This window comes from Brevundimonas sp. NPDC058933, assembly GCF_049315965.1.
In the GTDB taxonomy this organism is placed as follows: Bacteria; Pseudomonadota; Alphaproteobacteria; order Caulobacterales; family Caulobacteraceae; genus Brevundimonas.
Map to the genome: position 1 here is coordinate 163,125 of NZ_JBMOSL010000001.1, position 23,217 is coordinate 186,341.

A 23,217-nucleotide genomic window follows, 5' to 3' on the forward strand; every position below is an offset into this window, starting at 1 on the left:
ACGCGGTGACCCACGAAGTCGAGGACATCGAGATCCAGCTGCTGCTGGAGGCGCTGTTCCAGCGCTATCACTACGACTTCCGCCACTATGCGCGGGCGTCCATCAAGCGTCGCCTGCTGCAGGCGAGAAGCCATTTCGGCCTGCCGAGCATCACGGCCTTGCAGGAGCGGGTGCTTCATGACGCGGAGATGCTGCCCCGCCTGCTGGGTTTCCTGACCGTTCAGGTCAGCGAGATGTTCCGCGACCCCAGCTATTTCCGCGCCCTGCGCGAGCAGGTTCTGCCGCACCTCAAGACCTATCCGTCGCTGAAGGTCTGGATCGCCGGGTGCAGCGCAGGCGAAGAGGTCTACTCCCTGGCGATCCTTTTCCGGGAGGAGGGTCTGCTGGACCGCACGCTCTTCTACGCTACGGATATCAATCCCGACGCCCTGCGCGCGGCGGAGGCGGGTGTCTATCCACTGGACCGGATCCGTAAATTCACCGAAAATCACCAGAAATCGGGCGGCCGATCCTCCCTGTCGGACTATTACACCGCCGATTACGGGCGTGCCGTCTTCGATAAATCCTTGCGCAACAATGTCGTGTTTTCCGACCACAGCCTGGTCACTGACGCTGTTTTCGGTGAGATGCATCTGATCTCGTGCCGGAACGTCATGATCTATTTCGACCGCGATCTTCAGGACCGCGCCGTCGGCCTGTTCCGGGACTCGCTTGTTCGTAACGGTTTTCTCGGCATCGGTTCCAAGGAAAGCCTGCGCTTTTCACGCCACGCCGGCGCCTTTGCCGACTTTGTGCCCGAAGAGAAGATCTATCGGAGGCGCGACGCATGAGTTCGTCTTCCCCACGCGCCGTCGTGATCGGCGCCTCTGCAGGAGGGGTGCAGGCGCTCCTCGCCCTCTTGCCGGAACTGGCTGCCGACTTCCCGCTTCCGGTCCTGGTGGTGCTGCACGTCCCCGCCGACCGCAGCAATGTTCTGGCGCCCCTGTTCGAGGCGCGTTGCAGCCTGGCCGTGAAGGAGGCGGAGGACAAGGAGGCGGCGCGTCCAGGCGTCGTCTATTTTGCGCCATCCGACTACCACCTGCTTGTAGAGGCTGACGGCCACCTTGCCCTGTCGTCGGACGAGGTCGTCAACTATTCCCGTCCTTCGATCGATGTCCTGTTCGAAAGCGCCGCCGACGCCTATGGCGCAGGACTTACCGCCGTGATCCTCACGGGCGCCAACGACGACGGCGCCAGGGGGCTGCAAGCTGTGGCCGCCGCCGGGGGCGTCGCCCTGATCGAAGAGCCGGCCACGGCCTACGCCCGGATGATGCCGGAGGCCGCCCAACGCGCCTGCGCCTCGGCCGTCGTCATGCCCCTGGCGGGCATAGCCGAGCACCTGAAAGGTCTCGAGAAAAATGATTAGCGTGGAACAGCCCATCAACCTTCTGCTGGTCGACGACCTTGAAGAAAACCTGCTTGCCCTTGAGGCGCTGCTGAAACAGGAGGGCGTTGTCTGCCTGAAGGCGCGTTCTGGCGACGAGGCGCTTGAACTGCTGCTGGTGCACGACTTCGCCCTGGCCCTGGTCGATGTGCAGATGCCGGGGATGGACGGCTTCGAACTGGCCGAGTTCATGCGGGGCGCCGCCAATGCCCGTCACATCCCGATCGTCTTCGTCACGGCGGGCAGCGCCGATCAGCAGCGCCGTTTCCGGGGCTACGAGGCGGGCGCGGTGGACTTCATTCAGAAGCCCGTGGAACCCGATATCTTGAGAAGCAAGGCCAAGGTGTTCATCGAACTCTATCGCCAGCGGTTGGAAATCCTCTCGCATCGCGACGAGTTGAAGGCCTATGCCAAGGCGCTTCGTGCAGCCGACCGCCGCAAGAATGAGTTCATCGCCATGCTGGGCCATGAACTGCGCAACCCGGTGATGGCCTTCCGTGCAGGCTTGCAACTGCTGGAACGGCAGGCGGACCCGGCGCGCAAGGCCGACATTCAGGCCCGGATGGGGATCCAGGCGCACCACCTGTCGCGACTGATCGAGGATCTGCTGGATGTGGCTCGTATCGATCAGGGGAAGATTTCCCTGAAGCGAGAGCGGGTCTCAGTGCAGAGCATTGTCGAGTCCGCTGTCGACACCAGCCGGCCCAAGATCGACGCCGGGCGTCACGACCTGACGATCGAGCTGCCGGGCGGCCCTGTCTGGCTCGACGGCGACTTCACCCGACTGTCTCAGGTCGTCAGCAACCTTCTGACCAATGCCGCGAAGTATACGCCCGCAGAAGGCCGCATCCGGCTATCGGTCGATGTCGATGAGGATCGGATAAGAATCGAGATCGCCGACAACGGCGTGGGTGTGCCGCAGGAAATGCAGGCGCGCATCTTCGAGCTTTTCACCCAGTCGAAGGGCCCGGATGACCGTTCCAGCGACGGCCTGGGCATCGGTCTCGCCCTGGTGCGGCAACTGGTCGAGATGCACGACGGCGCGATCGAACTCGAAAGCGAAGGCCCGGGGGCGGGAAGCTGTTTCAGGCTGTGGCTTCCAGCGGCAAGTTAACGGGCGCGCATTGCCATTTGGCCGTCATTCTACTATTTGATGCCAAATGGAGGGGTGGCGATGCACCTTACGCTGATAGACACGCGCGCTCAGGATTTCCGGCCGGGACCGATCACGGACGCCGAAGCCGCCGCCATGTTCCGTGCGACGGTGCGACTGTTTGAGAAATGGGCGCTTACCGACGAACAGGCGTCTGTCCTTCTGGACATGCCGCTGCGGACCTATCGCCGCTGGAAGGCGGGTGATCAGGGAAGAATCGATCGGGACGGCAAGGCGAGGCTGTCCAACCTGATGGGCATCCACAAGGCGCTGCGTCACATGTTCAACGAGCCTGACCGCACCTATCGCTGGATCGGGGCGGCGAACACCGCCTTTGGCGGCTGTTCCGCGCTGGAGGTGATGCTGGGCGGTGAACTCACGGATCTGATGAGGGTGCGCAGATATCTGGACGCCGAACGCGGCGGGTGGTGATGGATCCGCGCGAGATCGACCGCGTCGATGTCGATTGGCCCGATGCGCGGCGCATCATTCGCAGCATCTATCCGCCCATTGACCTGTTCGAGGACATCGCCGACCCGGCGGACTGGCCCCTGCTCATCGCCGCCGAACAGAAGACCAACCCCCGGCTGATGGTGAACCTTGGCGCTCTGGACCTGGTCCCGGAGGCCCGGCGGGTCGGCGGACCGGGGGCAAGCTATCTGATGTCGCCCTTTACGCATGTGAGCCCCGACCGGCCGAGCCGGTTTTCCGCGGGCGACCACGGCGTGCTCTATGTCGCTGATCAGCTGGAGACGGCCCTGGCCGAGACCATGCATCACCATGGGCGGTTCATGGCGCGGACCTGCGAGCCTGCCGGCTGGACGTCCCAGTTTCGCGAGATCGTTCTGGCGGTGGCCGTCCGGGCGCATGATCTTCGGGACGAGGCGAAATACGCGCCGGCCCTGGACCGGGAAGAATACGGACCTGCCCAGGCTCTCGCATCGCAACTGAGAGCGGCCGAGGCGGACGGCGTCCTCTATCCCAGCCGTCGAGCGATCGGAGGATTCTGCGTCGGGCTATTCTATCCCGACCTCGCCGCCAATCCGAGGCAGGGGCGACACCTCGACTATCACTGGAATGGACGCCGGGTAGACTTCTATCGCGAGCCGGCCAGCGGCGAGGTGTACCAGGTCGATGAGTCCGTCTGACGGCGACGTCTGGCGTCCTGCATTTCACCGCCCTGTTATCGCCAAATCAGATCGACATCGTGATTGGCTCCGGGTTTGTGATAGGCTGAACGACGTGAGCGACATGACCGTACCGCCCAGGCATTATCCGACGTCGCGCGCCAGGTGCGCGGACCTGGTGGTGCATATGGTGGGCCTGACCTTTGCGCTGTTTGGCGGAGGGGTCCTGCTTGGGCTTTCCGTGGCGAAAGGAAGTCTTGGCCTGGTGGTGGCTGTCGGCGTCTACGCCTTGGGAATGCTGGCGATGCTGGGTTTCTCCACGGCCTATAATTTTGCTTCGGCGCGCTGGCGTCCGCTTCTGCGGCGACTGGACCACGCAGGCATATTTCTCATGATCGCCGGGTCCTATACGCCCTTCACCACGCACAACCTTACCGGCGCCTGGGCGTGGGGCATGACGGCGGCGGTATGGGGGCTGGCGCTGCTGGGGGCCTTGGGGAAGCTGTTTCTTCCCGGCATAGGGCGGCGGTTCTGGGTCTTCGTCTATATCGCCCTGGGATGGCTGGTGGTCATCGCCTTCAAGCCGATGGTCGCCCATGGCTCCTGGATCGCCCTGATCCTCCTGGCCGTGGGGGGCGCGCTCTACATGTCCGGCGCCGCATTCTATGTTCGCAAGAAGCTGGCCTGGTTCCGCGCCGTCTGGCACGGGCATGTCGTGGCCGCCGCCAGCGTCCACTGGACGGCGGTCCTTATCGGCGTGGTGCTGGCGACTGCCTGATCTGCGTCTGGCGGCTGGCGGCTGGCGGGCGCCGCTGGAAAATCCTGTTAGGCCGGGTCGGTTCGCACCAGAAAGCGCGGCAGGAGGCTGGCCACCACCTTGCGACCGGCGTCATCGGGTTGATCCAGCATGTCGCGCAGGGGGGGACCGATCAGGGCTTCTCCGAAGGCGCTGAGGGCGATGAAGAGAACCGCCGATCCGATACGTTCACGCGCCTGGCCGTCGTCGCCCATCTTCTCGGCGATCGCCTCCACCAGATCTCGCACGGCGGCGCGGACGGGCTCCAGATGAGACAGGTCGCCGGACATCGCGATCCAGGCGGCCAGACGGCCAGCCCCGCCTTCGGCGAAGGCGTCGAAAACGGCATTGACCAGTTCCAGCGGCGCGCCTTCGTCGGTGCGCAGCCGCACGACCGCCGTGCCGAGCGCCTCGTTCAGATCCGCCACCATTGACCCCATCAACGCCGATTGCAGGCCGGCGGCCGAGCCGAAATGGTGGATCAGGTTGGCGTGGGTGACGCCGATGTCGGCCGCCACCGCTGAGAGGGTCACCGCCGTAGGACCGCCCGAGAGCAGCAGGGCGCGGGCGGAGACCACGGCCTCGCGTCGCGCTTCATCAGGCGACCGACGACGACGACGCGGTTTTTCAAGAGCGGCAATTGACATATGTGTAAATGACATTCATGTAGATAGTTAGCCGTTCTAGGCTTCCGCAGAGGAACCCGCAAGTGCAAGCCGCCTCGACTCTTCCTGCTTTCGAGCTTTCCATAGACGTCCGCCGGCCGTCGCAGCTTAACGCCCATCGGGTGCAGCCGATCCGCGCCTTGCGCGCCATGCGGCGCCTGGTGGCGGACAAGGACGACACCGAACAGGTGTTCGAGATTATGAACGCCCTTTCCGGGCGCTCGCCCGACTGGGGCTACAGCCGTCTGCTGGAAACGCCGGAAGGCGGGGCTCAGGCCTATCGTCGGCTCGAGCTGGCGGACCGATTGCAGGATCGGGCCTGGCTGGCTCAGTTCGCGCCGGGAACGGTCGGCGCCGCCTATCGCGACTTCATCGACGCGCAGAACTTCTCGGCCTATGGCCTGGCCGAGGAGAGCCGCAAGATCGCCGACAGCGAGATCGAGGCGGCCCACCCGCGCGCCTGGTTCGCGCGCCGGATGCGCGATGTGCATGACATCTGGCACGTCCTGACCGGCTATCAGGCCGATGCTCTGGGCGAGGCCTGTGTGGTGGCGTTTTCGCTGCCGCAGACGCGCAGCGCCGGCTTCGGCCTGATCGCCTCGGGCATCGCCGTCCAGTTCATGCGCGCCCGCACGGGCTATCCGTGCGCACGGGCTGTCTTTCAGGCCTGGCGCGACGGGCGTCGCGCCGCCTGGCTGCCGGGCGAGGACTATGAGCGCCTGTTCGCCGAGCCGCTGGACGTCGCCCGTCGTCGGTTGAAGATCCCGACGCCGACCATCTATCAGCGCGTGCCGCCGGCGGTTCGCAACGCCTATCAAGGCGGCAAGGGATGAGGGGGCGCGCGGGGGTTCTGGCCGCTGCTCTCGTCGCTGGGGTCGCTTCGCCGGTGATGGCGCAGGACGAGGCCCTGCTGGGGCGCTGGCGCACGCCGGCGCAGAACGGCGTCGTCGCCATCGAGCGCTGCGGCGCCGCCTTGTGCGCGAAAGTGGTCGACGCGGCCGCCCTGCGGGCCAACCCGGATCAGCGCGACGTGCGCAACCGCGACCCGGCCCTGCGGACCCGTCCGGTCAAGGGGCTGACGGTGCTGCGGGCCGCCTCGGGCGGCCCTCGGGTCTGGACCGCCGGGCCCCTCTACGACCCGGACAGCGGGCAGGGGGCTGCGACGGGGACACTGACCCTGGTCGAGCCCGACCGGCTGGCGGTGCGGGGCTGCATCGCCCGGATGCTGTGCCGGACCCAGACCTGGACGCGGGCGCGCTGACACCGCCACCCGCTGACGACCACGACTGTAACGCGAGAGGCCGACAGGGGGACCGTGTCGGCGAGGGGAAGACCGACCATGCTGATCTGGATTGGCGCACTGGCCCTGGGGGCCTTCATCCTGACCCTGGTGCAGGCGCGGATGACCATCTGGAGCGTCGCCGCCGCCGCCTGGATCGCGGCGGGCTGGGGGGCGGAGCTGATCGCGCCGACCACGACGGCGATCATGGCGGCGGCAGCTGCGCCAGTGCTCTTGCTGCTGACCGTCAGGCCTTTGCGTCGCGCCATCCTGTCGCGCCCGGCCATGGCGGGCTTCCGCCGGATCATGCCGAAGATGAGCCCGACCGAACAGGCGGCGGTCGAGGCGGGCAATGTCTGGTGGGACGCCGAGCTGTTTGCGGGAAAGCCGGACTGGAAGCGGCTGCTGGCCACCCCGGCGCCGGTCCTGACGCCCGAGGAACAGAGCTTCCTCGACCATGAGGCCGAGCATCTGTGCGACCTGGCCAACGACTGGGAGACGACCTCGGTCTGGCAGGACCTGTCGCCCGAGGCCTGGGCCTACGCCAAGGACAAGGGCTTCCTGGGGATGATCATTCCCAAGGCCTACGGCGGTCTGGGCTTCTCCGCCTATGCCCACAGCCAGGTGATCCAGAAGCTGTCGACGCGCTGCTCGGCGGCGGCGGTTTCGGTCATGGTGCCCAACTCGCTGGGCCCGGCGGAGCTGCTGCTGCACTACGGCACGGAAGCGCAGAAGAACCACTATCTGCCGCGTCTGGCGCGCGGCGAGGAAATCCCCTGCTTCGCCCTGACCAACCCCTATGCCGGGTCCGACGCCGCCTCGATCACCGACACGGGCGTGGTCTGCAAGGCGATGTGGAACGGCGTGGAGACCCTGGGCTTCCGCATCAGCTGGCGCAAGCGCTACATCACCCTGGCCCCGGTTGCGACGGTGCTGGGCCTGGCGTTTCGCGCGATGGACCCCGACGGCCTGCTGGGCGGCGAGGCCGAGCCCGGCATCACCTGCGTCCTGATCCCGCGCGATCATCCGGGGGTCGAGATCGGGCGCCGTCACTGGCCGCTGAACGCGGTCTTCCAGAACGGGCCGACCACGGGCGACGACGTCTTCGTGCCGATGGACATGGTCATCGGCGGGCGCGAGCAGGTCGGGACGGGGTGGCGGATGCTGATGGAGTGTCTGGCCGCGGGCCGGGCCATCTCCCTGCCGTCGTCCAATGTCGGCATGTCCAAGCTGGCCGTGGGCATGGTCGGGGCCTACGTGGCCATCCGTCGTCAGTTCAACCAGCCCATCGGCGCCTTCGAGGGCGTGCAGGAGGCCCTGGCCCGGATGGCGGGGCACCTCTACGCCACGGACGCCGTGCGGCGGCTGGCGGCGGCGGCGCTGGATCAGGGCGAGAAGCCCTCGGTGGTCTCGGCCATCGCCAAGTATCACGTCACCGAGCGCGCGCGCCTCATCATCAATGACGGCATGGACGTGGTCGGCGGCAAGGGCGTCTGCATGGGGCCGGGCAACTTCCTGGCCCGGGCCTATCAGCAGATTCCGGTCGCCATCACGGTCGAGGGCGCCAACATCATGACCCGGACCCTGATCATCTATGGCCAGGGCGCCATCCGCTGCCATCCCTATGTCCTGACCCTGATGCGGACGGCGGGGGCGGGCGATCTCAAGCCCTTCGACGCGGCTCTGTTCGGCTATGTCGGCTTCCTGTTCCGCAACATGGCGCGGGCTCTGGTGTTCAGCCTGACGGGCGGGCGGCTGATCGCCGCGCCGGGCGGGGCGGCGCCGCAATTGAGGCGCTACTACCGCGCGGCCACTCGCCTTTCGACCCTGCTGGCCCTGGCCTCGGACCTGTCGATGGCCACCGTCGGCGGGGCGTTGAAGCGCAAGGGCGCCATTACCGGGCGGATGGGCGACATCCTGTCCCAGCTCTTCATCCTGTCCAGCGTGCTGAAGCGGTTCGAGGACGAGGGCCGTCCGAGCGAAGACCTGCCCTTCGTCCACTGGACGGCGCAGGACGCCCTGGCGCGGGCGGGAACGGCGTGGCGGGATCTGCTGGCCAATCACCCGAACCGAGGCGCGGCCCTGTTCCTGAAACTGGTCGGGGCGCCGTTCGGGCTGAAAGCCTCGGGGCCGGACGACGCCTGCGCCGCCGCCGTCGCCGGTCTGATCCAGCAGCACGGACCGGCGCGCGACCGTCTGGTCGCGGGCTCGTGGACGGCGCGGATCGAGGTCGATCCCATCGCCGCCACCCTCGTCGCCTTTGACCTCTATCCCCAGGTCGAGGCTATCGAGCGGCGGCTGAAGGACGCCATCCGCGCGGGCCGCATCGCTCGCGCGCCGCAGAACCTGACCCTGCTGAACGCCTGGGCGGCGAAGGCCGAGGACCTGGGCCTGATCACCGCCGAGGAGCGCGCCGCCATCGCCCGTTTCGCCGTCTATGCCGATCAGGCGATCCAGGTGGACGATTTCCCCGCCGACTTCGACATCGCCGCCGGGCTGGAGCGGCGTCAGGCGGCCGAAGCCGCGCCGCGCAAGACGACGAAGAAGGCGGCCTGATGAGCGACCGGTATCTGGACTTCGCCAACTCCGGCGTCGGCGGCTGGCTGACGGGGGCCCTGGGCCTGCCGCGTCCGGCGCCCCTGCGTCGTCGCGCCGAGGCGGGGGCGGGTCTGGTCGGGCCTTTGTTGCTGGGGCCTGCCCATGGCGAAGAGGGAAACGGGCGTCTGGCGACGACCTTGGGGCGGCTGGCGGGGACAGCGGGTCAGACGCTCCATGTCGAATGGTCGCCGGACGTGCGCTATGCCGGGCTGGTGTTCGACGCCTCGGGCTGCGGCGACGCCGCCTCGGCCGATGGCCTCTACCGCTTCTTCCACCAGGCCATCCGTTCGGTGGCCGAGCATGGCCGCATCGTCGTGATCGGCACGCCGCCCGAGCTGATGGCCGACGCCGAGGGCGAGGCGATCCAGCGTGGGCTGGAGGGCTTTGTCCGCTCCCTGGCCAAGGAGGCGCGGCGCAGCATCGCCGTCCACCTGCTCTATGTCGCTCCGGGGGCGGAAGACGCCGCCGAAAGCACGCTGGAATTCCTGCTGTCGCCGCGCTCGGCCTATGTCTCGGGCCAGCCGATCCGGGTGGGCGCGCCGGTCGCGACCAGCGAACCGGGGGCGGGCCACAGGGGGCGCGTGCTGGTGACGGGCGCCTCGCGCGGCATCGGCGAGGCCGTCGCCCGCCTGTTCGTGGCCGAGGGGGCGCAGGTCGTCGCCCTGGACGTGGCGGGGGCGGCGCAGGGGCTGTCGGCCCTGAAGGTCGAGCTGGGCGTGGACACGTTGGCCTTGGACATCACCGCGCCCGAGGCCGCCGAGGCCATCCTTTCTGACGCTCTGGCGCGCGGCGGCTATGACGTGGTGATCCACAACGCCGGCATCACCCGCGACCGCACCCTGGCCCGGATGGAGCCGCGCGAGTGGGACAGCGTCATGGCCGTCAACCTGTCGGCGCCCCTGGCCATCACCCGCGCCCTGGTCGAGGGCGGGGGGATGCGCCCCAACGGACGGATCATCGCCGTCTCCTCGCTGAGCGGCATCGCCGGCAATATGGGCCAGAGCAACTACGCCCTGTCCAAGGCCGCCTGGATCGGGGCGGTCCGCCGGCTGGCGCCCCAGCTGGCGGGGCAGGGGATCACCATCAACGCCGTAGCCCCCGGCTTCATCGAGACCCAGATGACCGCCGCCATTCCCTTCGCCATCCGCGAGGCCGGGCGGCGCATGAACAGCATGGGCCAGGGCGGCCATCCGGTCGACGTGGCCGAGACCATCGCTTGGCTGGCGCACCCGGCCTCCGGCGGCGTCAACGGGCAGGTGGTGCGCGTCTGCGGCCAGAGCCTGCTGGGCGCATGACGGCGGCGATCGAGCGGTTCGACGCGCCGCTGTCGGGGGCGGCGGTGGTCGGCGGGGCGCTGCGGGGGATGCTGCGCGGCAAGCCGGACGAGGCGGTCCTGCCACAGCGCGCCTTGCAGCGGGAGGTCATGCTGGAGGCCGAGGCGGTCGCCGCCTATGCCGATCTCTGCGGCTTCGCGCCCGAACAGGGCGTGCCGATCACCTGGCCGCACATCTTGGCCTTTCCGCTGCAGATGCGGCTGATGCTGGGGGCGGACTTCCCCTATCCGGCTGTGGGGCTGGTGCATCTGCACAACCGCATCCGCCAGCACGCCCGGCTGAACCTCGGCGACCGGCTGACGCTGACGGTGCGGGCGGGACAGTTCCTGAGCCACGACAAGGGGCAGGCCTTTACGCTGGAAACCAAGGCGGCGCGCGACGGCGAGACGGTGTGGGAGGGGGTGAGCGTCTATCTGCGGCTCGGGCGCCCTGGGCGGGGCGATCCGGCGCCTGTGCTGACCGGCGAAGAGGCCGACCGGCCGATCGAGACCTGGACCGTTCCCGCCGATCTGGGCCGTCGCTATGCGCGCGTTTCGGGCGACGCCAATCCGATCCACACCTCGGCCCTGGGGGCGCGGCTGTTCGGCTTTCGCCGGGCCATTGCCCACGGCATGTGGACCAAGGCGCGGGCCGTCGCCGCCCTGTCGCCACAGGCTCCGCTGGACGCCGCCGAGGTCGAGGTCGCCTTCCGCGCCCCGCTCTTCCTGCCGGGACAGGTCGGGCTCTACGCCGGGCCTTCTGGCGACGTCCGTGATTTCGAGGTGCGCGACGCGACCGGCGCCCGCGCCCATCTGCGGGGTCGGCTGACCCTTTCGCCTGAGGATACTGTCGCATGCTGACCGCTTCTGCGCCTCGCCGGGTCGCCATTCTGGGCGGCAACCGCATTCCCTTCGCGCGGTCGAACACCGCCTATGCCGAGGCCTCCAATCAGGAAATGCTGACGGCGGCGCTGCAAGGTCTGGCCGACCGCTACGACCTGCACGGCCTGCGGCTGGGCGAGGTGGCGGCGGGGGCGGTGCTGAAGCTGTCGCGCGACATCGCCCTGACCCGCGAAAGCCTGCTGGACACCACCATCGGCCACGACACCCCGACCTATGACGTCAGCCAGGCCTGCGGCACCGGGTTGGAGGCGGCCATTCTGGTGGCCAACAAGATCGCTCTGGGTCAGATCGAGGTCGGGATCGCCGGCGGGGTGGACACCACCTCGGACGCGCCGATCGGTTTGAACGAGAAGTTCAGGAAGGCCCTGCTGGCCGCCAACCGCGAGAAGACCACAGGCGGGCGGATCAAGGCCCTGCTGGGGGCCGGTCTGAGCGCCCCGTTCAAGCCCGAGCCGCCGCGCAACGCCGAGCCGCGCACAGGCCTGTCGATGGGCGAGAGCTGCGAGCAGATGGCCAAGCGCTGGGCCATCCCGCGCGAGGATCAGGACGCCCTGGCCGTGGCCAGCCACCGAAACGCCGCCGCCGCCTGGGAGGCCGGGCTGTTCGACACCCTGGTGACGCCGTTCCGGGGATTGAAGCGCGACAACAATCTGAGGCCCGACATCGACCCGGCGAAACTGGCGACGATGAAGCCGGTGTTCGACCGGGCGAACGGGACGCTGACGGCGGCCAACTCCACGCCCCTGACCGACGGGGCCTCGACCGTGCTGCTGGCCAGCGAGGACTGGGCGAAGGCGCGCGGCCTGCCGGTTCTGGCCTACCTGCGCACCGGAGAGACGGCGGCGGTGGACTTCGTCAAGGGCGATGAGGGGCTGCTGATGGCCCCCGCCTACGCCGTGCCGCGGATGCTGGGGAGGCTGGGGATCAGCTTGCAGGAATTCGACCTCTATGAAATCCACGAGGCCTTCGCCGCTCAGGTGCTGTGCACCCTGAAGGCGTGGCAGGACGAGGACTATGCCCGCACCCGTCTGGGGCTGGAGCGGGCGCCGGGGGCCATCGACATGAGCCGGCTGAACGTCAATGGCGGCTCGCTGGCGGCGGGCCATCCGTTCGCGGCGACGGGCGGGCGCATCCTGGCCAATCTGGCGACCATGATCGACCGGCGCGGCGGCGGGCGCGGCCTGATCTCGATCTGCGCGGCGGGCGGTCAGGGCGTGGTGGCGGTGGTGGAGAAATGACCGATCTGGCTGTCGAGAGCGCTGCTTCCGCCGAGGCGGACCGGCTGTGGGCCGAGCGGTTCTGGACCGCTCATTACCGCGCGGGCGTGCCGGCCTGCATCGAGGACGAGCTGGCGCGCTGGACCTCGGTGCAGCAGATGTTCGAGGCGGACTCGCGCCGCTTCGCCGAACGTCCCGGCTACGTCAGCCTGGGCACGGCCCTGACCTATGGCCAGGTGCTGAGCGCGGCCAAGGCCTTCGGCGCCTGGCTGCAATCGGTCGGGGTCCAGCCCGGCGACCGGGTGGCGCTGATGATGCCCAACGGCCTGCAATATCCGACGGCCCTGTTCGGGGTGCTGTTCGCCGGCGCCGTGGTGGTCAACGTCAACCCGCTCTACACGCCGCGCGAGTTGCAGCATCAGCTGAAGGACAGCGGCGCGGTCGCCATCGTGGTGATGGACATGTTCGCCAGGACGCTGGATCAGGCGCGCGAGGGGACCCAGGTTCGCCACGTCGTCGTCACGGCGATGGGCGACATGATGCCCGGGCTGAAGGGCGTGGCCGTTAGCGCCATGATGCGCCACGTGCAGAAGCTGGTGCCGGCCTATCGTCTGCCTGACGCGCATCGCTGGAAGGCGATGATCCGGCGGGCGCGGCGGCTGACGCTGAAAACGGTCGAGACCAAGCCCAAGGACTTGGCCTTCCTGCAATATACGGGGGGCACGTCGGGGGTGGCCAAGGGGGCCATGCTGACCCACCGCAACATCCTGGCCAATACGCTGCAAGGCCGCGCCTGGGTGCTGGATCAGATCGATCAGGGCGAGGTGATCGGCAACGTCACCATGCTGCCGCTCTATCATATCTTCTCCCTGACGGCGAACCTGATGATGTTCACCGGGGCGGGCGGACGGAACATCCTGATCGCCAATCCGCGTGACGCCAAGCGGGTGGAATGGATCCTGAGGAAGGAGCGCTTCGTCGGCATGACGGGGCTGAACACCCTGTTCTCCAGCCTGTTGAATACCGAGGCGTTTCGCAGTCGAGACTTCTCGGACCTGAAACTGACCATCGCCGGGGGCATGGCGACGCAGAAGGTGGTGGCCGAGGAATGGGAGGCGGTGACGGGGGCGCCCCTGGTGGACGGCTACGGCCTGACCGAAACCTCGCCGGTGGTCTGCATCGGCCTGGTTGATCTGGCGCACCCGGAACGCATGGGATTCGACGGGACGGTGGGCCTGCCCGTGCCCTCGACCGAGGTGCGGATGCGGCGCGAGAACGGAGCCTGGGCCGGGATCGACGAGCCGGGCGAGCTGTGCGTGCGCGGACCCCAGGTCATGCTGGGCTACTGGCAAAGGCCGGACGAGACGGCCAAGGCCATCTCGGCCGACGGCTGGCTGGCCACCGGCGACGTCGGGGTGATGCAGGCCAATGGCCGGGTGCGGCTGGTGGACCGGATCAAGGACATGATCCTGGTCTCGGGCTTCAACGTCTATCCGGGCGAGATCGAGGATGTGGTGGCGTCGCACCCTCTCGTCGAAGAGGTGGCGGCGGTCGGCGTGCCCGACCCGGTGCAGGGCGAGCGGATCAAGGTCGTGGTCGTAGCGCGCTCGGCCGCGCTGACGGCGGACATGCTGATCGCCCACTGTCGGGGGCAGCTGACGGCCTACAAGGTGCCGCGTCTGGTGGAGTTCAGAGCTGAGCCCCTGCCCAAGACGGCGGTCGGCAAGGTGCTGCGGCGGGAGCTGCGCTGAGGTCTAGCCCGTCTCCACAGCCCTTGTTGAGGACCGTCTACGGGTGATCAGCAGGCCGAAGACCGCCGCCAGCGGGAACATCAGCACGCCATAGACCGCCGCCGGCAGCGACATGTCCGGGACCGCCAGAACCGACTCGGCGATGACGATGGCCAGGGTGGCGTTGTGCAGCCCGACCTCGAAGGCGCTGGCGATCGCCTGTTCGCGATTGATGCGGAACAGGCGCGGGACGATGAAGCCTATACCCAGGCTGAGGATGCAGAAGCTGACGACAATGCCGGCCAGGGCCATGAAGTCGTCCTTCAGCACGGCGAAGTTGGAGACGACCGCCCCGGCGATCACCAGGGTCAGGATGACGACCGAGGCCAGCCGAACCGGCTTGTCCATGGCGCTGGCGAAACCGGGCTTGAATCCGCGCACCAGCATGCCGAGGGCGACCGGGGCCAGCACGATCATGAAGACCTCGATGGTCTTCTTCAGTTGCAGGCCTACGGTCATGTCGCCCGGCTGGAACCAGGCGATCGACAGGTTGACGATGACGGGCAGGGTCAGGACTGCGATGACCGAGTTGATCGCCGTCAGGCTGATGTTCAACGCCACGTCGCCGCGGAACAGATGGCTGTAGAGATTGGCCGTGGTCCCGCCGGGCGAGGCCGCCAGCAACATCATCCCCACCGCCAGCACCGGCGGCAGGCGGAACAGCAGCACCAAGCCGAAACAGATGGCGGGCAGGAGCAGCAACTGACACGTCAGGGCGAGGGCGACCGCCTTTGGCCGCTTGCCGATGCGGGCGAAATCGCCGGGCGTCAGGTCCAGCCCCAGGCCGAACATGATGACGCCCAGGGCGACCGGCAGACCGATCATGGCCAAGGGTGAATCCATGGTCTTTTCCTCCCCCGAGAACCCTCAGACCCGACCGGCGAGAGCGCGCCCCGCCGCCCGGCCCGAGAAGATGCACCCGCCCAGGAAGGTGCCTTCCAGCGCATTGTAACCATGTAATCCGCCGCCGCCGAAGCCTGCAGCCTCGCCTGCGGCGTAAAGACCTTCGAGCGGTGTGCCGTCAGCAGTCAGAACCCGGCTCGACAGGTCCGTCTGAAGCCCGCCCAACGACTTGCGCGTCAGGACGTGCAGCCTGACCCCGATCAGGGGCCCGGCCCTGGGGTCAAGCAGCCGGTGCGGCGTCGCCGTCCGCGCCAGGCGGTCGCCAAGATAGCGGCGGCTGTTGTGGATGCTCATGATCTGGAAATCCTTGGCGTAGGGATTGTCCATCTGGGCGTCGCGGTCCTCGACCTGACGCCGGATCAGAGCCGGGTCCAGCAGGGGGCGATCGGTCAGGCCGTTCATCTTCGCCACCAGGGTCTCCAGATCATCGGCGAAGACGAAGTCGGCGCCCTTGTGCTTGAAGGCGTCGACGGCGGGGGGCGCGCCCCGGCCCAGACGGGACGCCAGCACCTTGAGCAGCTTGCGGTCGGTGATGTCGAGGTTCTGCTCCGATCCCGACAGGGCGAATTCCTTTTCCAGGATCTTCTGGCTGACGATGAACCAGGAGTGGTCGTGCTCGGCCAGGTCGGGCGTCGTCCGCAGGTGTTTCAACGTCGCCATGGTGTCGTGGCCGGGCAGGGCGGGCGAGGGCAGCCGCCGCCCCAGGGCGTCCAGCCAGAGCGGCGACGGCCCTGGCAGGATGCGGATGGCGTGGCTCGGCCAGATGGGGGCCCAGTTCTGCACCCCCTCGACGTAGTGCCACATGCGGTCGCGGTTCACGAGCCGGGCGCCGGCCTCGCCCGCGATGTCCAGCATCCGTCCGTCGACATAGGCCGGCACCCCGGTGATCATGCGCCTCGGCGGCGCGCCCAGTCGTTCAGGCCAGAAGCGGCGCACCTTTTCATGATCGCCGCCGATGCCGCCCGAAGCCAGAATGACCGCCTCGGCCCTCAGCGTGAAGTCGCCGACGACCTGGCGATTGGAGGCGGCGCCCCGCGGCGCCGCGTCTTGGGCCAGGACCGCGCCCGTCACCCCCGTGACCCGCCCGCCTTCGACCAGCAGTTCATCGACCCGGCGACGGTGGTGAAAGGTCAGACGTCCGTCGCTCGCCGCCTGATGGGCGCGATTGGCGAAAGGCTCCGATACGCCCGTTCCCGTGCCCCATGCGACATGAAAGCGCGGGACCGAGTTTCCATGGCCGAACGCCTGTCCGGCCCCGCGTTCGGCCCAACCGACCATGGGCGTCAGGCTGATCCCGTGCTGCTTCAGCCAGGATCGCTTTTCCCCTGCGGCGAACTCCACATAGGCGCGGGCCCATTGGACGGCCCATTCGTCCTCGGCCAGCGGCCCCTCTAGCCGGTCCCAGCCGGCGCTGCCCCGCCAATCGCGCCAGGCCAGGTCGATGCTGTCGCGCACGCCCAGTCGTCTCTGTTCAGGCGTATCGACCAGGAACAGACCGCCAAATGACCAGAAGGCCTGTCCGCCAAGATTGGAGAGGTTCTCCTGCTCGACCAGAGCCACCCGTTTGCCGGCTGAGACCAATTCGTTCGCCGCGACCAGTCCGGCCAGTCCCGCGCCTACGATGATGACGTCCGCGTCCATGAACCAATCCCCCTGCGGTCAAGGCTAACATGTATGTCAATATGAAACGAGGATTTCCTTGGTCAACATGCTTGTTAATACGTATTGACAAGTCGGTGAGTAGCGTGGTGGTCTGAGGGCAACCGCTGCCGGCGCCGCCCCGGCAGACGGAACCATATCGGCGGCGTGGAAACGTTTGCGGGATCCGTTGGGGAACGGACCGCGCCCTGGGGAGGGGTTTAAATGGCGACATCCGTCGTTCATGCGCGCTTGGCTGCGACTGTATCCATTCTCGCCTTGTCGATTGCGGCGCCAGCGCTGGCGCAGACAACCGGGGGGACCGAGCCCGCATCGGCCGTCGACGACATCATCGTCACGGCGCAGAAGCGCGAGGAATCCATCCAGGACGTGCCAATCGCCGTCTCGGCCTTTTCCGCCGAGAATCTGGACGCGCTGAAGATTGAGGGCGGCTCCGAGCTGATGCGGGCCATCCCGAACGTCAGTTTCTCCAAATCCAATTTCAGCATGTATAACTTCTCGATCCGGGGCATCGGGACCAAGGCGATCTCGGCCTCTTCCGACCCGGCGGTGGCGGTCAGTTTCAACAACACGCCCCTGACCCGGAATCGTCTGTTCGAGCAGGAATATCTGGACGTTAATCGCGTCGAGGTTCTGCGGGGGCCGCAGGGCACGCTGTACGGCCGCAACGCCACCGGCGGCGTGGTCAACATGATCCCTAATCTGCCGGGGCCCGACTTCGACGCCATGATGAAGGCGGAGGTCGGCAACTACGGCACCGTGCGCGGCCAGATGATGGTCAATATCCCGCTGACGGAAACCTTCTGGGTGCGCGGCGCCGCCAGCGTGACCAAGCGTGACGGCTTCGACTACAATACCTTCACCGAGCGGCACGTGAACAATCGCGACCTGTTCACCACCCGCTTGTCGGCGGCCTGGGAGCCCAGTGATCGTTTCAACGCCAACCTGATCTGGGAGCATTTCGGCGAGGACGACGAGCGGTCGCGCACCGGCAAACAACTCTGCACCAAGGATCCTGGACCGACCCGGGTCGGCAATACCGCGATCACCTCGAGCTTGGTTCAGAACCGTCTGAGCCAGGGCTGCCTGCCGCGCACCCTGTTCAGCGACGCCGCCTATGATTCACCGAACGGCGGGGCCTTCGGTCACGTCTTTATGGCGGGCATCATCGAGTATGGTCGGCCGGCGACCAACCGTCTGACGACGATCAACGCAGTCAACTATCGCGCGGACCCCTACGCCGGCGTCACCCAGTCACGGGATCTGCGTGAGATCGCCAGCGCCTATGATCCGAAGTTCCGGGCCGAGAACGATGTCGTTCAGCTCAATATGGCGTTCAAGCTTTCGGACAACCTGTCCCTGATTTCCCAGACCGCTTATGCCAAGGACGATTTCTGGTCGACGCAGGACTACAATCGCTTTGTCAGCAATCCGATTTTCGCGGATTCAACACAGGCCTTCGTCGATCCGCGCGGGCGGCCTGTCGTGGGGGGCGGCGCCAAGGTAACGCCGGGGGGCGTCTATACCGATCCGCAACTGGGTCCTTCCAGCCGCATGATCAGCGCGGATCTGAGCGTCTCGGATAACAGGCAGTGGTCACAAGAGCTTCGCCTACAGTCGAGCTACGACGGAAATTTCAACTTCAGCCTTGGCGCCAATTACCTCGATTTCAAGACCGAGGATAACTACTACGTTTTCAATAACCTTTTCAGTCTGATTGCCGAATACTTCTACAATGTTAACCCCAATGTGACGACCACTCAGGGTTTGGTGACGCAGAATTGCGACAGCACCAACGTGACCCGCTGGAAGGAATGCGTTTACGTCGATCGGACGCCGATCAGTCAGTTGGCGGGTGACGGCCACAACTACTTCCGCAGCAAGAACGCAGTGAAAGTCCGCTCCTGGGCAGTCTTCGGCGAGGGCTATTGGAACCTTCGTCCCGATCTGCGCCTGACGGTGGGTCTGCGTTATACCGACGATCAGAAGATCACGACCCCCTATCCCAGCCAGTTGCTGATGGGGGCGACCCTTGACGGCAGCGAGTCGGTTCAGTCCGGCGGCTATGTCAGTCAGGGCTACCCGGCCCAACCCGATGTCAAGCAATCCTGGGGGGCGATGACCGGCCGCTTCGTGCTGGACTGGAAACCGGACCTGTCCTTCACCGACGACACCCTGATCTATGCTTCCTATGCGCGCGGTTACAAGGGTGGCGGCACCAACCCGCCGCGTGTGGATATCAACCCCAAGGTTATTCAGTATCAGCCGCTGGCCGAAGATTTTGATCCCGAGTACGTCAACGCCTTTGAGATCGGGGCCAAGAACACCTTCCATGACGGCCGCTTCCGGCTGAACGCCAACGCCTTCTACTACGATTACAAGGACTATCAGGTCTCACAGATCGTCGATCGCATCTCTCTGAACGAGAACTTTGACGCGAAGATCTGGGGCGTGGAGTTGGAGGGCATCTTCCACGTGACCGACAGGTTCCGTATCGACTCCAACATCGGCTATCTGAATACGCGCATAGGCGATGGCGAGGGTTCGATCGATGTGATGAACCGCACCCAGGGCAACGCCGACTGGACGGTTCTGCGCCCCTGGGTCCAGGTGCCTTCGAACTGTATCGCCCCGACAAAACATGTGGAGACGATCATCAAGGCGAACCGCGGGGATGAAATGACCATGTACGCCTTGCAGGGGCTGTGTTCGGGATCGAAGCGGTACGGGTCCTTCAATCCGGCGTTCGAGACCTTCCTTCCGCTCTACTCCCTGTATGGCTTCACCTATGACGGTCTGACCGAAGCGCCGAATGGCGGTCGCGGCTTCATGGCGGATCTGGGCGGGAACGAACTGCCGAACTCGCCGAATTGGACCGCAAACCTGGGCGCGCAGTACACCTTCCTCGTCGGCGGATGGGATCTGACCGTTCGTGGCGACTACTATTGGCAAGATCGCAGCTATGCGCGGATCTTCAACACCGAGTACGATCAGCTCAAATCCTGGGATAACGCCAATATCTCCGTGTCGCTGGAGAATGAATCGCGCGATCTTATCTTCTCGGCCTATGTCAAGAACGTATTCGACGAGACGCCGATCACCGACATGTTCACGAACAGCGATGATACGGGGCTGACAGCGAACGTGTTTACCCTGGATCCAAGATTGTTTGCATTCAGTGTAAAAAAGCTGTTTTAAATTTTAAGTTGTAGAAGTTCTATGTTAGGTTGATGTAGTAGCAAGCGTGAGTGCCTTTATTTTAAAAAGTGGGCGGTAAATAACGCCTGTTCAATGAATAATGGAGGAAGCTGACATGAATAAGTTTCGTTTGACTGCTCTGGCTTCGGCTGTTGCTTTGGTGTCGCTGTCCGCGGCGCCGGCCATGGCCACGCCCTTCCCCGCTACGGGGACCGTGACGGGCCAGATCAACTTCAGCCAGTCGATCACCATCACCTGCAACTTCTCGGCGACCGCAACCGTCGTCGGCAGCGATGTGCATCTGACCGGCCTGGCCTTCAGCGGCGGCGGCGGCGCCAGCGGGTTCTGCGGCACCCTGGTGAATCCCAACAGCGGTCCCTGGATCGCCGTGGGTGCTGCCTCGCACCCCAGCACCATCGTCACCATCACCGGCGCCGGCGCCACGACAGTGCTCGGCGGCAACTGCTCTGGCAGCATCGTCGCCGATGTGACCGACAACCCCAGCGGCGGCCACTACATTGACATCGCGGGGCCGCAAGTGCTGTCGGGCACCCCCAGCAACTGCACCGTGAACTGGGCGACGCTCGACGCGTCCTGATCCGGTCCGGCTGGGTCATGACCAGGAGAAGGCGCCGCAGGGCGCCTTCTTTCTCCGGCCGCCTGTATCGATATCCGCGATGGCGGGCGGGCATCTTCTTGGTGTGGAAGATTCAGCGACTGACCGCCTTCGATGGCGGCCACATCCTCATGTCGATCTGAGTATTGATACCGTGTTCCTGAACTCGCCGGGCGCCCCTGGGCTCCCGGCTCTTCTTGCTCCGAAGTGGTTGCTTTCTGGATCGGGCAATACGGGCGCTGCGGCCGCTCCGGACTATTCTTCGAAGGCTAGCAACCGGGTGATGACGGCCGGGACGAGAATCGGGTGTAGTCGTCAGTACAGGCAGCCTCGTGCTGCGGCGGAGTAGGCATGGTGTGGCTGTCGCTGATCGGTCTTGTCACCCTGGGGGAGGTTGGGGGAGGCGATCCGACCCCGGGCCAGGCCGAAGTTCAGATTGCAGCGCAAAGCCTGGACGAGCCGGTTCGGGTTGACGACGTCGATGTGCGCGCCCGGCGCGGCGCCGCCCGCGTGCCGCCGGAAACGGAGCTGGACGGAGCCGAGATCGACGCCCTGGGCGCCTGGGACGTCGGCGAGGTGTTGCAACGCCTGAACGAGACGCTGGGCGGCGGGGGGGCGTCCATGGTGATCATCAACGGAAAGCGGGTCGCTAATCCGGGAGTCTTTTCCGGCTTTCCTCCCGACGCCCTGGTGCGCGCGGAGGTGTTGCCGCCCGGCGCCGCGGCTCTCTATGGCGGCGCCCCTGGCCAACGCGTGATCAACCTGGTTCTTCAAAGGCGCTTTTCCAGCCACGACCTTCGTATCGTCGGGGGGCGGCCGACACAGGGGGGGACGTCTTCGTTGTCGGGCGATCTGCGTCGATCCGCGATCGCCGGTGAGAATACGCAGCAATGGGGCGCCCGTCTGTCGCGCGACACCAGCCTGAGGGCCGAGGAAAGGGATCGGGATATTGAGTGGGTCGGCGGGGAGGGCCCTGGGCCTGACGCCGTCACTCTGCGGCCCCGCGTTGATCTGGCCGCCGCCAACCTCAATCTTACACGGTCGTTCGGGGCCTGGTCCGGCGTCTTCAGCCTGAACGGCCAGACCCGGAAAAGCCACTCCGTCGCGCCCTTCGGGGCGGACGTCGTGGAGATCGGCCTCCGCTCGGAGAGGCTGGGCGCGGCGCTCGGATTCAACGGCCAGATGGTCGGCTGGTCAGTGCAGACCAACCTGAACGCCCAGGCTTCTCGCGCTCGCGAAGACGGGATTTCAGACCGGAGAAGCGAAAGCCAATCGATCGGTCTGGCCCTCACGGCCGATCGGACCTTGATGGACCTGTTCGCTGGGCCAATGGTCGCCAACATCGCCGCCAACCTGTCGGAAAACCGGTCGGTTGTGGACCAGAACCGGGCTCGAACCGTGATTGACTTCAATGCGCGCGAAGCGCGAGCCTCGCTTACCGCAACCCTGTCAAAGGCCAATGGCGAGACGTGGAGCGGGCGCGTGCTCGGGGATCTGCTGGCGACGGTGGGCGGGGGGGCGCGGGCTTCCAGCGCAGGCGGCGGCGATGAGGTGAGCGGAGCCGTCGCCTGGACCCCGCGCAAGGGCCTGTTGCTCAATGCGACCTGGTCTGCATCGACGGACGGCGTGCCTGAAGCGCAGAGGTTTGAGCCGGTCTATTACGGGCCGCCAGTCGTGGTGTTCGACTTCATGAGCGGGGAGGCGGTGGAGGTGCTTCCATTGCGAGGGGGCAACCCGGATCTGCAATCGCCGAAATCGAAAAATCTGTCTCTGACAGCCGCCGTGGGTCCGCTGACCTCATGGAGCCTGTCGGCTAATCTCGGCTATCAGCGCCTGGAATCGAGTAATGGGATCGGCTCTCTACCGAACCTGACGGCCGAGGTCGAAGCGGCCTTTCCGGATCGTTTCCAGCGGGACGGCGACGGGCGCCTGCTTAGCGTCGACTACCGGCCGCTCAATCTGCGCTCGACCTTGACGGAAGGCCTGACCACCAGTCTGAACTTCAACCTGCCGCGGCCTCCGGGGGGGGCGCGGAGCGAGGCCACAATCCTGCGTGTGGCGCTCAGCCATAGCTTCCGTCTGAGGAGTACCGTCGCCCTGTTGGCGGGGCAGCCGGATCTGGATCGCCTGAAAGGCGATGGCGGCGGAATCTCGCGGCGGGACGCCCGGATACTGGTCGATGCGCGGCGAGGCCGGTGGGGTGTCAACGCTTCGGCCAGGTGGCAAGGCGGGTTTCGCACACGGAGTTCCAGCGGTCAGGACGCGCCGCGTGATCTGATCACGGAACCCTTCACCGCCGTGGACATGAAGTTCAGTTTTCAGATGACCTCGTCGACTGGACGGACCAGCCCGGGAGAGGGCGGCTCGCAACGCAGACGAAGCGGCGGGCTGCAACTGGCGCTCGAGATCGAAAATCTTCTCGACGCGCGGCCTGGCGCCCATATGGGGGACGGCTCGCCGGCGCCGGGCTACGGGCGGGATGTACAGGATCCGATCGGACGCACGGTTCGTCTGAGCCTGCAACGACGCTTCTGAACCGTGGTGCGCGACGGCGGGCAGGAGCGTCCTTGCCTATAGG

The 23,217-nt window shown here is 66.4% G+C and carries 19 protein-coding genes; 16 read left to right on the top strand and 3 right to left on the bottom strand.

The annotated features are described in order from the left end of the window. The first annotated feature begins 5 nt into the window (after positions 1-5). The 6 genes from ACOZBP_RS00750 (at position 6) to trhA (ending at position 4,481) form a co-directional block, all read left to right on the top strand. A complete protein-coding gene (locus tag ACOZBP_RS00750) occupies positions 6-830 on the top strand; it encodes a CheR family methyltransferase (protein WP_422675462.1) in 825 nt (274 codons plus the stop codon). Next, on the top strand, positions 827-1,405 hold the full coding sequence (locus tag ACOZBP_RS00755) for a chemotaxis protein CheB (protein WP_422674551.1): 579 nt from the start codon (positions 827-829) through the stop codon (positions 1,403-1,405). The genes ACOZBP_RS00750 and ACOZBP_RS00755 overlap by 4 nt, the downstream gene beginning before the upstream one ends. Beyond that, positions 1,398-2,537 carry a hybrid sensor histidine kinase/response regulator gene (locus ACOZBP_RS00760; RefSeq protein WP_422674552.1) on the top strand — a complete coding sequence of 380 codons (1,140 nt, stop codon included), beginning with the start codon at positions 1,398-1,400 and terminating at the stop codon, positions 2,535-2,537. The genes ACOZBP_RS00755 and ACOZBP_RS00760 overlap by 8 nt, the downstream gene beginning before the upstream one ends. Before the next feature lie 60 nt (positions 2,538-2,597). Next, a complete protein-coding gene (locus ACOZBP_RS00765) occupies positions 2,598-3,008 on the top strand; it encodes an MbcA/ParS/Xre antitoxin family protein (protein WP_422674553.1) in 411 nt (136 codons plus the stop codon). Beyond that, a complete protein-coding gene (locus ACOZBP_RS00770) occupies positions 3,008-3,724 on the top strand; it encodes an RES family NAD+ phosphorylase (RefSeq protein ID WP_422674554.1) in 717 nt (238 codons plus the stop codon). Before ACOZBP_RS00765 ends, ACOZBP_RS00770 begins: the two co-directional genes overlap by 1 nt. Positions 3,725-3,827: 103 nt before the next feature. Continuing rightward, positions 3,828-4,481, top strand: coding sequence for a PAQR family membrane homeostasis protein TrhA (trhA, locus tag ACOZBP_RS00775; RefSeq protein ID WP_422674555.1), 654 nt, complete (start codon positions 3,828-3,830; stop codon positions 4,479-4,481). A gap of 47 nt (positions 4,482-4,528) precedes the next feature. Here the strand turns inward: trhA and ACOZBP_RS00780 are convergent, their stop codons facing one another. Then, positions 4,529-5,146, bottom strand: coding sequence for a TetR/AcrR family transcriptional regulator (locus ACOZBP_RS00780; protein ID WP_422674556.1), 618 nt, complete (start codon positions 5,144-5,146; stop codon positions 4,529-4,531). A 62-nt stretch (positions 5,147-5,208) separates the two neighbouring features. On the opposite strand from ACOZBP_RS00780, the gene ACOZBP_RS00785 reads away from it, so the two are divergent. The 7 genes from ACOZBP_RS00785 (at position 5,209) to ACOZBP_RS00815 (ending at position 14,224) form a co-directional block, all read left to right on the top strand. Beyond that, positions 5,209-5,997, top strand: a complete 789-nt coding sequence (locus ACOZBP_RS00785) for a Coq4 family protein (protein ID WP_422674557.1) — start codon at positions 5,209-5,211, stop codon at positions 5,995-5,997. Continuing rightward, positions 5,994-6,425 (top strand): DUF2147 domain-containing protein, encoded by a 432-nt coding sequence (locus tag ACOZBP_RS00790; protein WP_422674558.1) that lies wholly within the window; start codon positions 5,994-5,996, stop codon positions 6,423-6,425. Before ACOZBP_RS00785 ends, ACOZBP_RS00790 begins: the two co-directional genes overlap by 4 nt. 78 nt (positions 6,426-6,503) lie before the next feature. Next, on the top strand, positions 6,504-8,999 hold the full coding sequence (locus ACOZBP_RS00795) for an acyl-CoA dehydrogenase (protein WP_422674559.1): 2,496 nt from the start codon (positions 6,504-6,506) through the stop codon (positions 8,997-8,999). Beyond that, entirely contained in the window at positions 8,999-10,336 is a 1,338-nt protein-coding gene (locus ACOZBP_RS00800; RefSeq protein ID WP_422674560.1) for a 3-oxoacyl-ACP reductase, read from the top strand. The genes ACOZBP_RS00795 and ACOZBP_RS00800 overlap by 1 nt, the downstream gene beginning before the upstream one ends. Continuing rightward, entirely contained in the window at positions 10,333-11,214 is an 882-nt protein-coding gene (locus ACOZBP_RS00805; RefSeq protein ID WP_422674561.1) for a MaoC family dehydratase, read from the top strand. Before ACOZBP_RS00800 ends, ACOZBP_RS00805 begins: the two co-directional genes overlap by 4 nt. After that, positions 11,208-12,494 carry an acetyl-CoA C-acetyltransferase gene (locus ACOZBP_RS00810; RefSeq protein ID WP_422674562.1) on the top strand — a complete coding sequence of 429 codons (1,287 nt, stop codon included), beginning with the start codon at positions 11,208-11,210 and terminating at the stop codon, positions 12,492-12,494. The genes ACOZBP_RS00805 and ACOZBP_RS00810 overlap by 7 nt, the downstream gene beginning before the upstream one ends. Next, a complete protein-coding gene (locus ACOZBP_RS00815) occupies positions 12,491-14,224 on the top strand; it encodes an AMP-binding protein (RefSeq protein ID WP_422674563.1) in 1,734 nt (577 codons plus the stop codon). Before ACOZBP_RS00810 ends, ACOZBP_RS00815 begins: the two co-directional genes overlap by 4 nt. Positions 14,225-14,227: 3 nt before the next feature. On the opposite strand, the gene ACOZBP_RS00820 is transcribed toward ACOZBP_RS00815, so the two are convergent. Both ACOZBP_RS00820 and ACOZBP_RS00825 read right to left on the bottom strand, forming a co-directional pair. Next, on the bottom strand, positions 14,228-15,106 hold the full coding sequence (locus ACOZBP_RS00820) for a bile acid:sodium symporter family protein (RefSeq protein WP_422674564.1): 879 nt from the start codon (positions 15,104-15,106) through the stop codon (positions 14,228-14,230). Between the two features lie 24 nt (positions 15,107-15,130). Beyond that, entirely contained in the window at positions 15,131-16,807 is a 1,677-nt protein-coding gene (locus ACOZBP_RS00825; RefSeq protein WP_422674565.1) for an FAD-binding dehydrogenase, read from the bottom strand. A 222-nt stretch (positions 16,808-17,029) separates the two neighbouring features. On the opposite strand from ACOZBP_RS00825, the gene ACOZBP_RS00830 reads away from it, so the two are divergent. From ACOZBP_RS00830 to ACOZBP_RS00840, 3 genes are all read left to right on the top strand, one after another. Next, complete coding sequence (locus ACOZBP_RS00830; RefSeq protein ID WP_422674566.1) at positions 17,030-20,023, top strand: TonB-dependent receptor; 2,994 nt, start codon at positions 17,030-17,032, stop codon at positions 20,021-20,023. 115 nt (positions 20,024-20,138) lie between these two features. Further along, complete coding sequence (locus ACOZBP_RS00835) at positions 20,139-20,621, top strand: hypothetical protein (protein ID WP_422674567.1); 483 nt, start codon at positions 20,139-20,141, stop codon at positions 20,619-20,621. Positions 20,622-20,990: 369 nt separating this feature from the next. Then, positions 20,991-23,174, top strand: coding sequence for a TonB-dependent receptor (locus ACOZBP_RS00840; protein ID WP_422674568.1), 2,184 nt, complete (start codon positions 20,991-20,993; stop codon positions 23,172-23,174). The last annotated feature ends 43 nt before the right edge of the window (positions 23,175-23,217 follow it).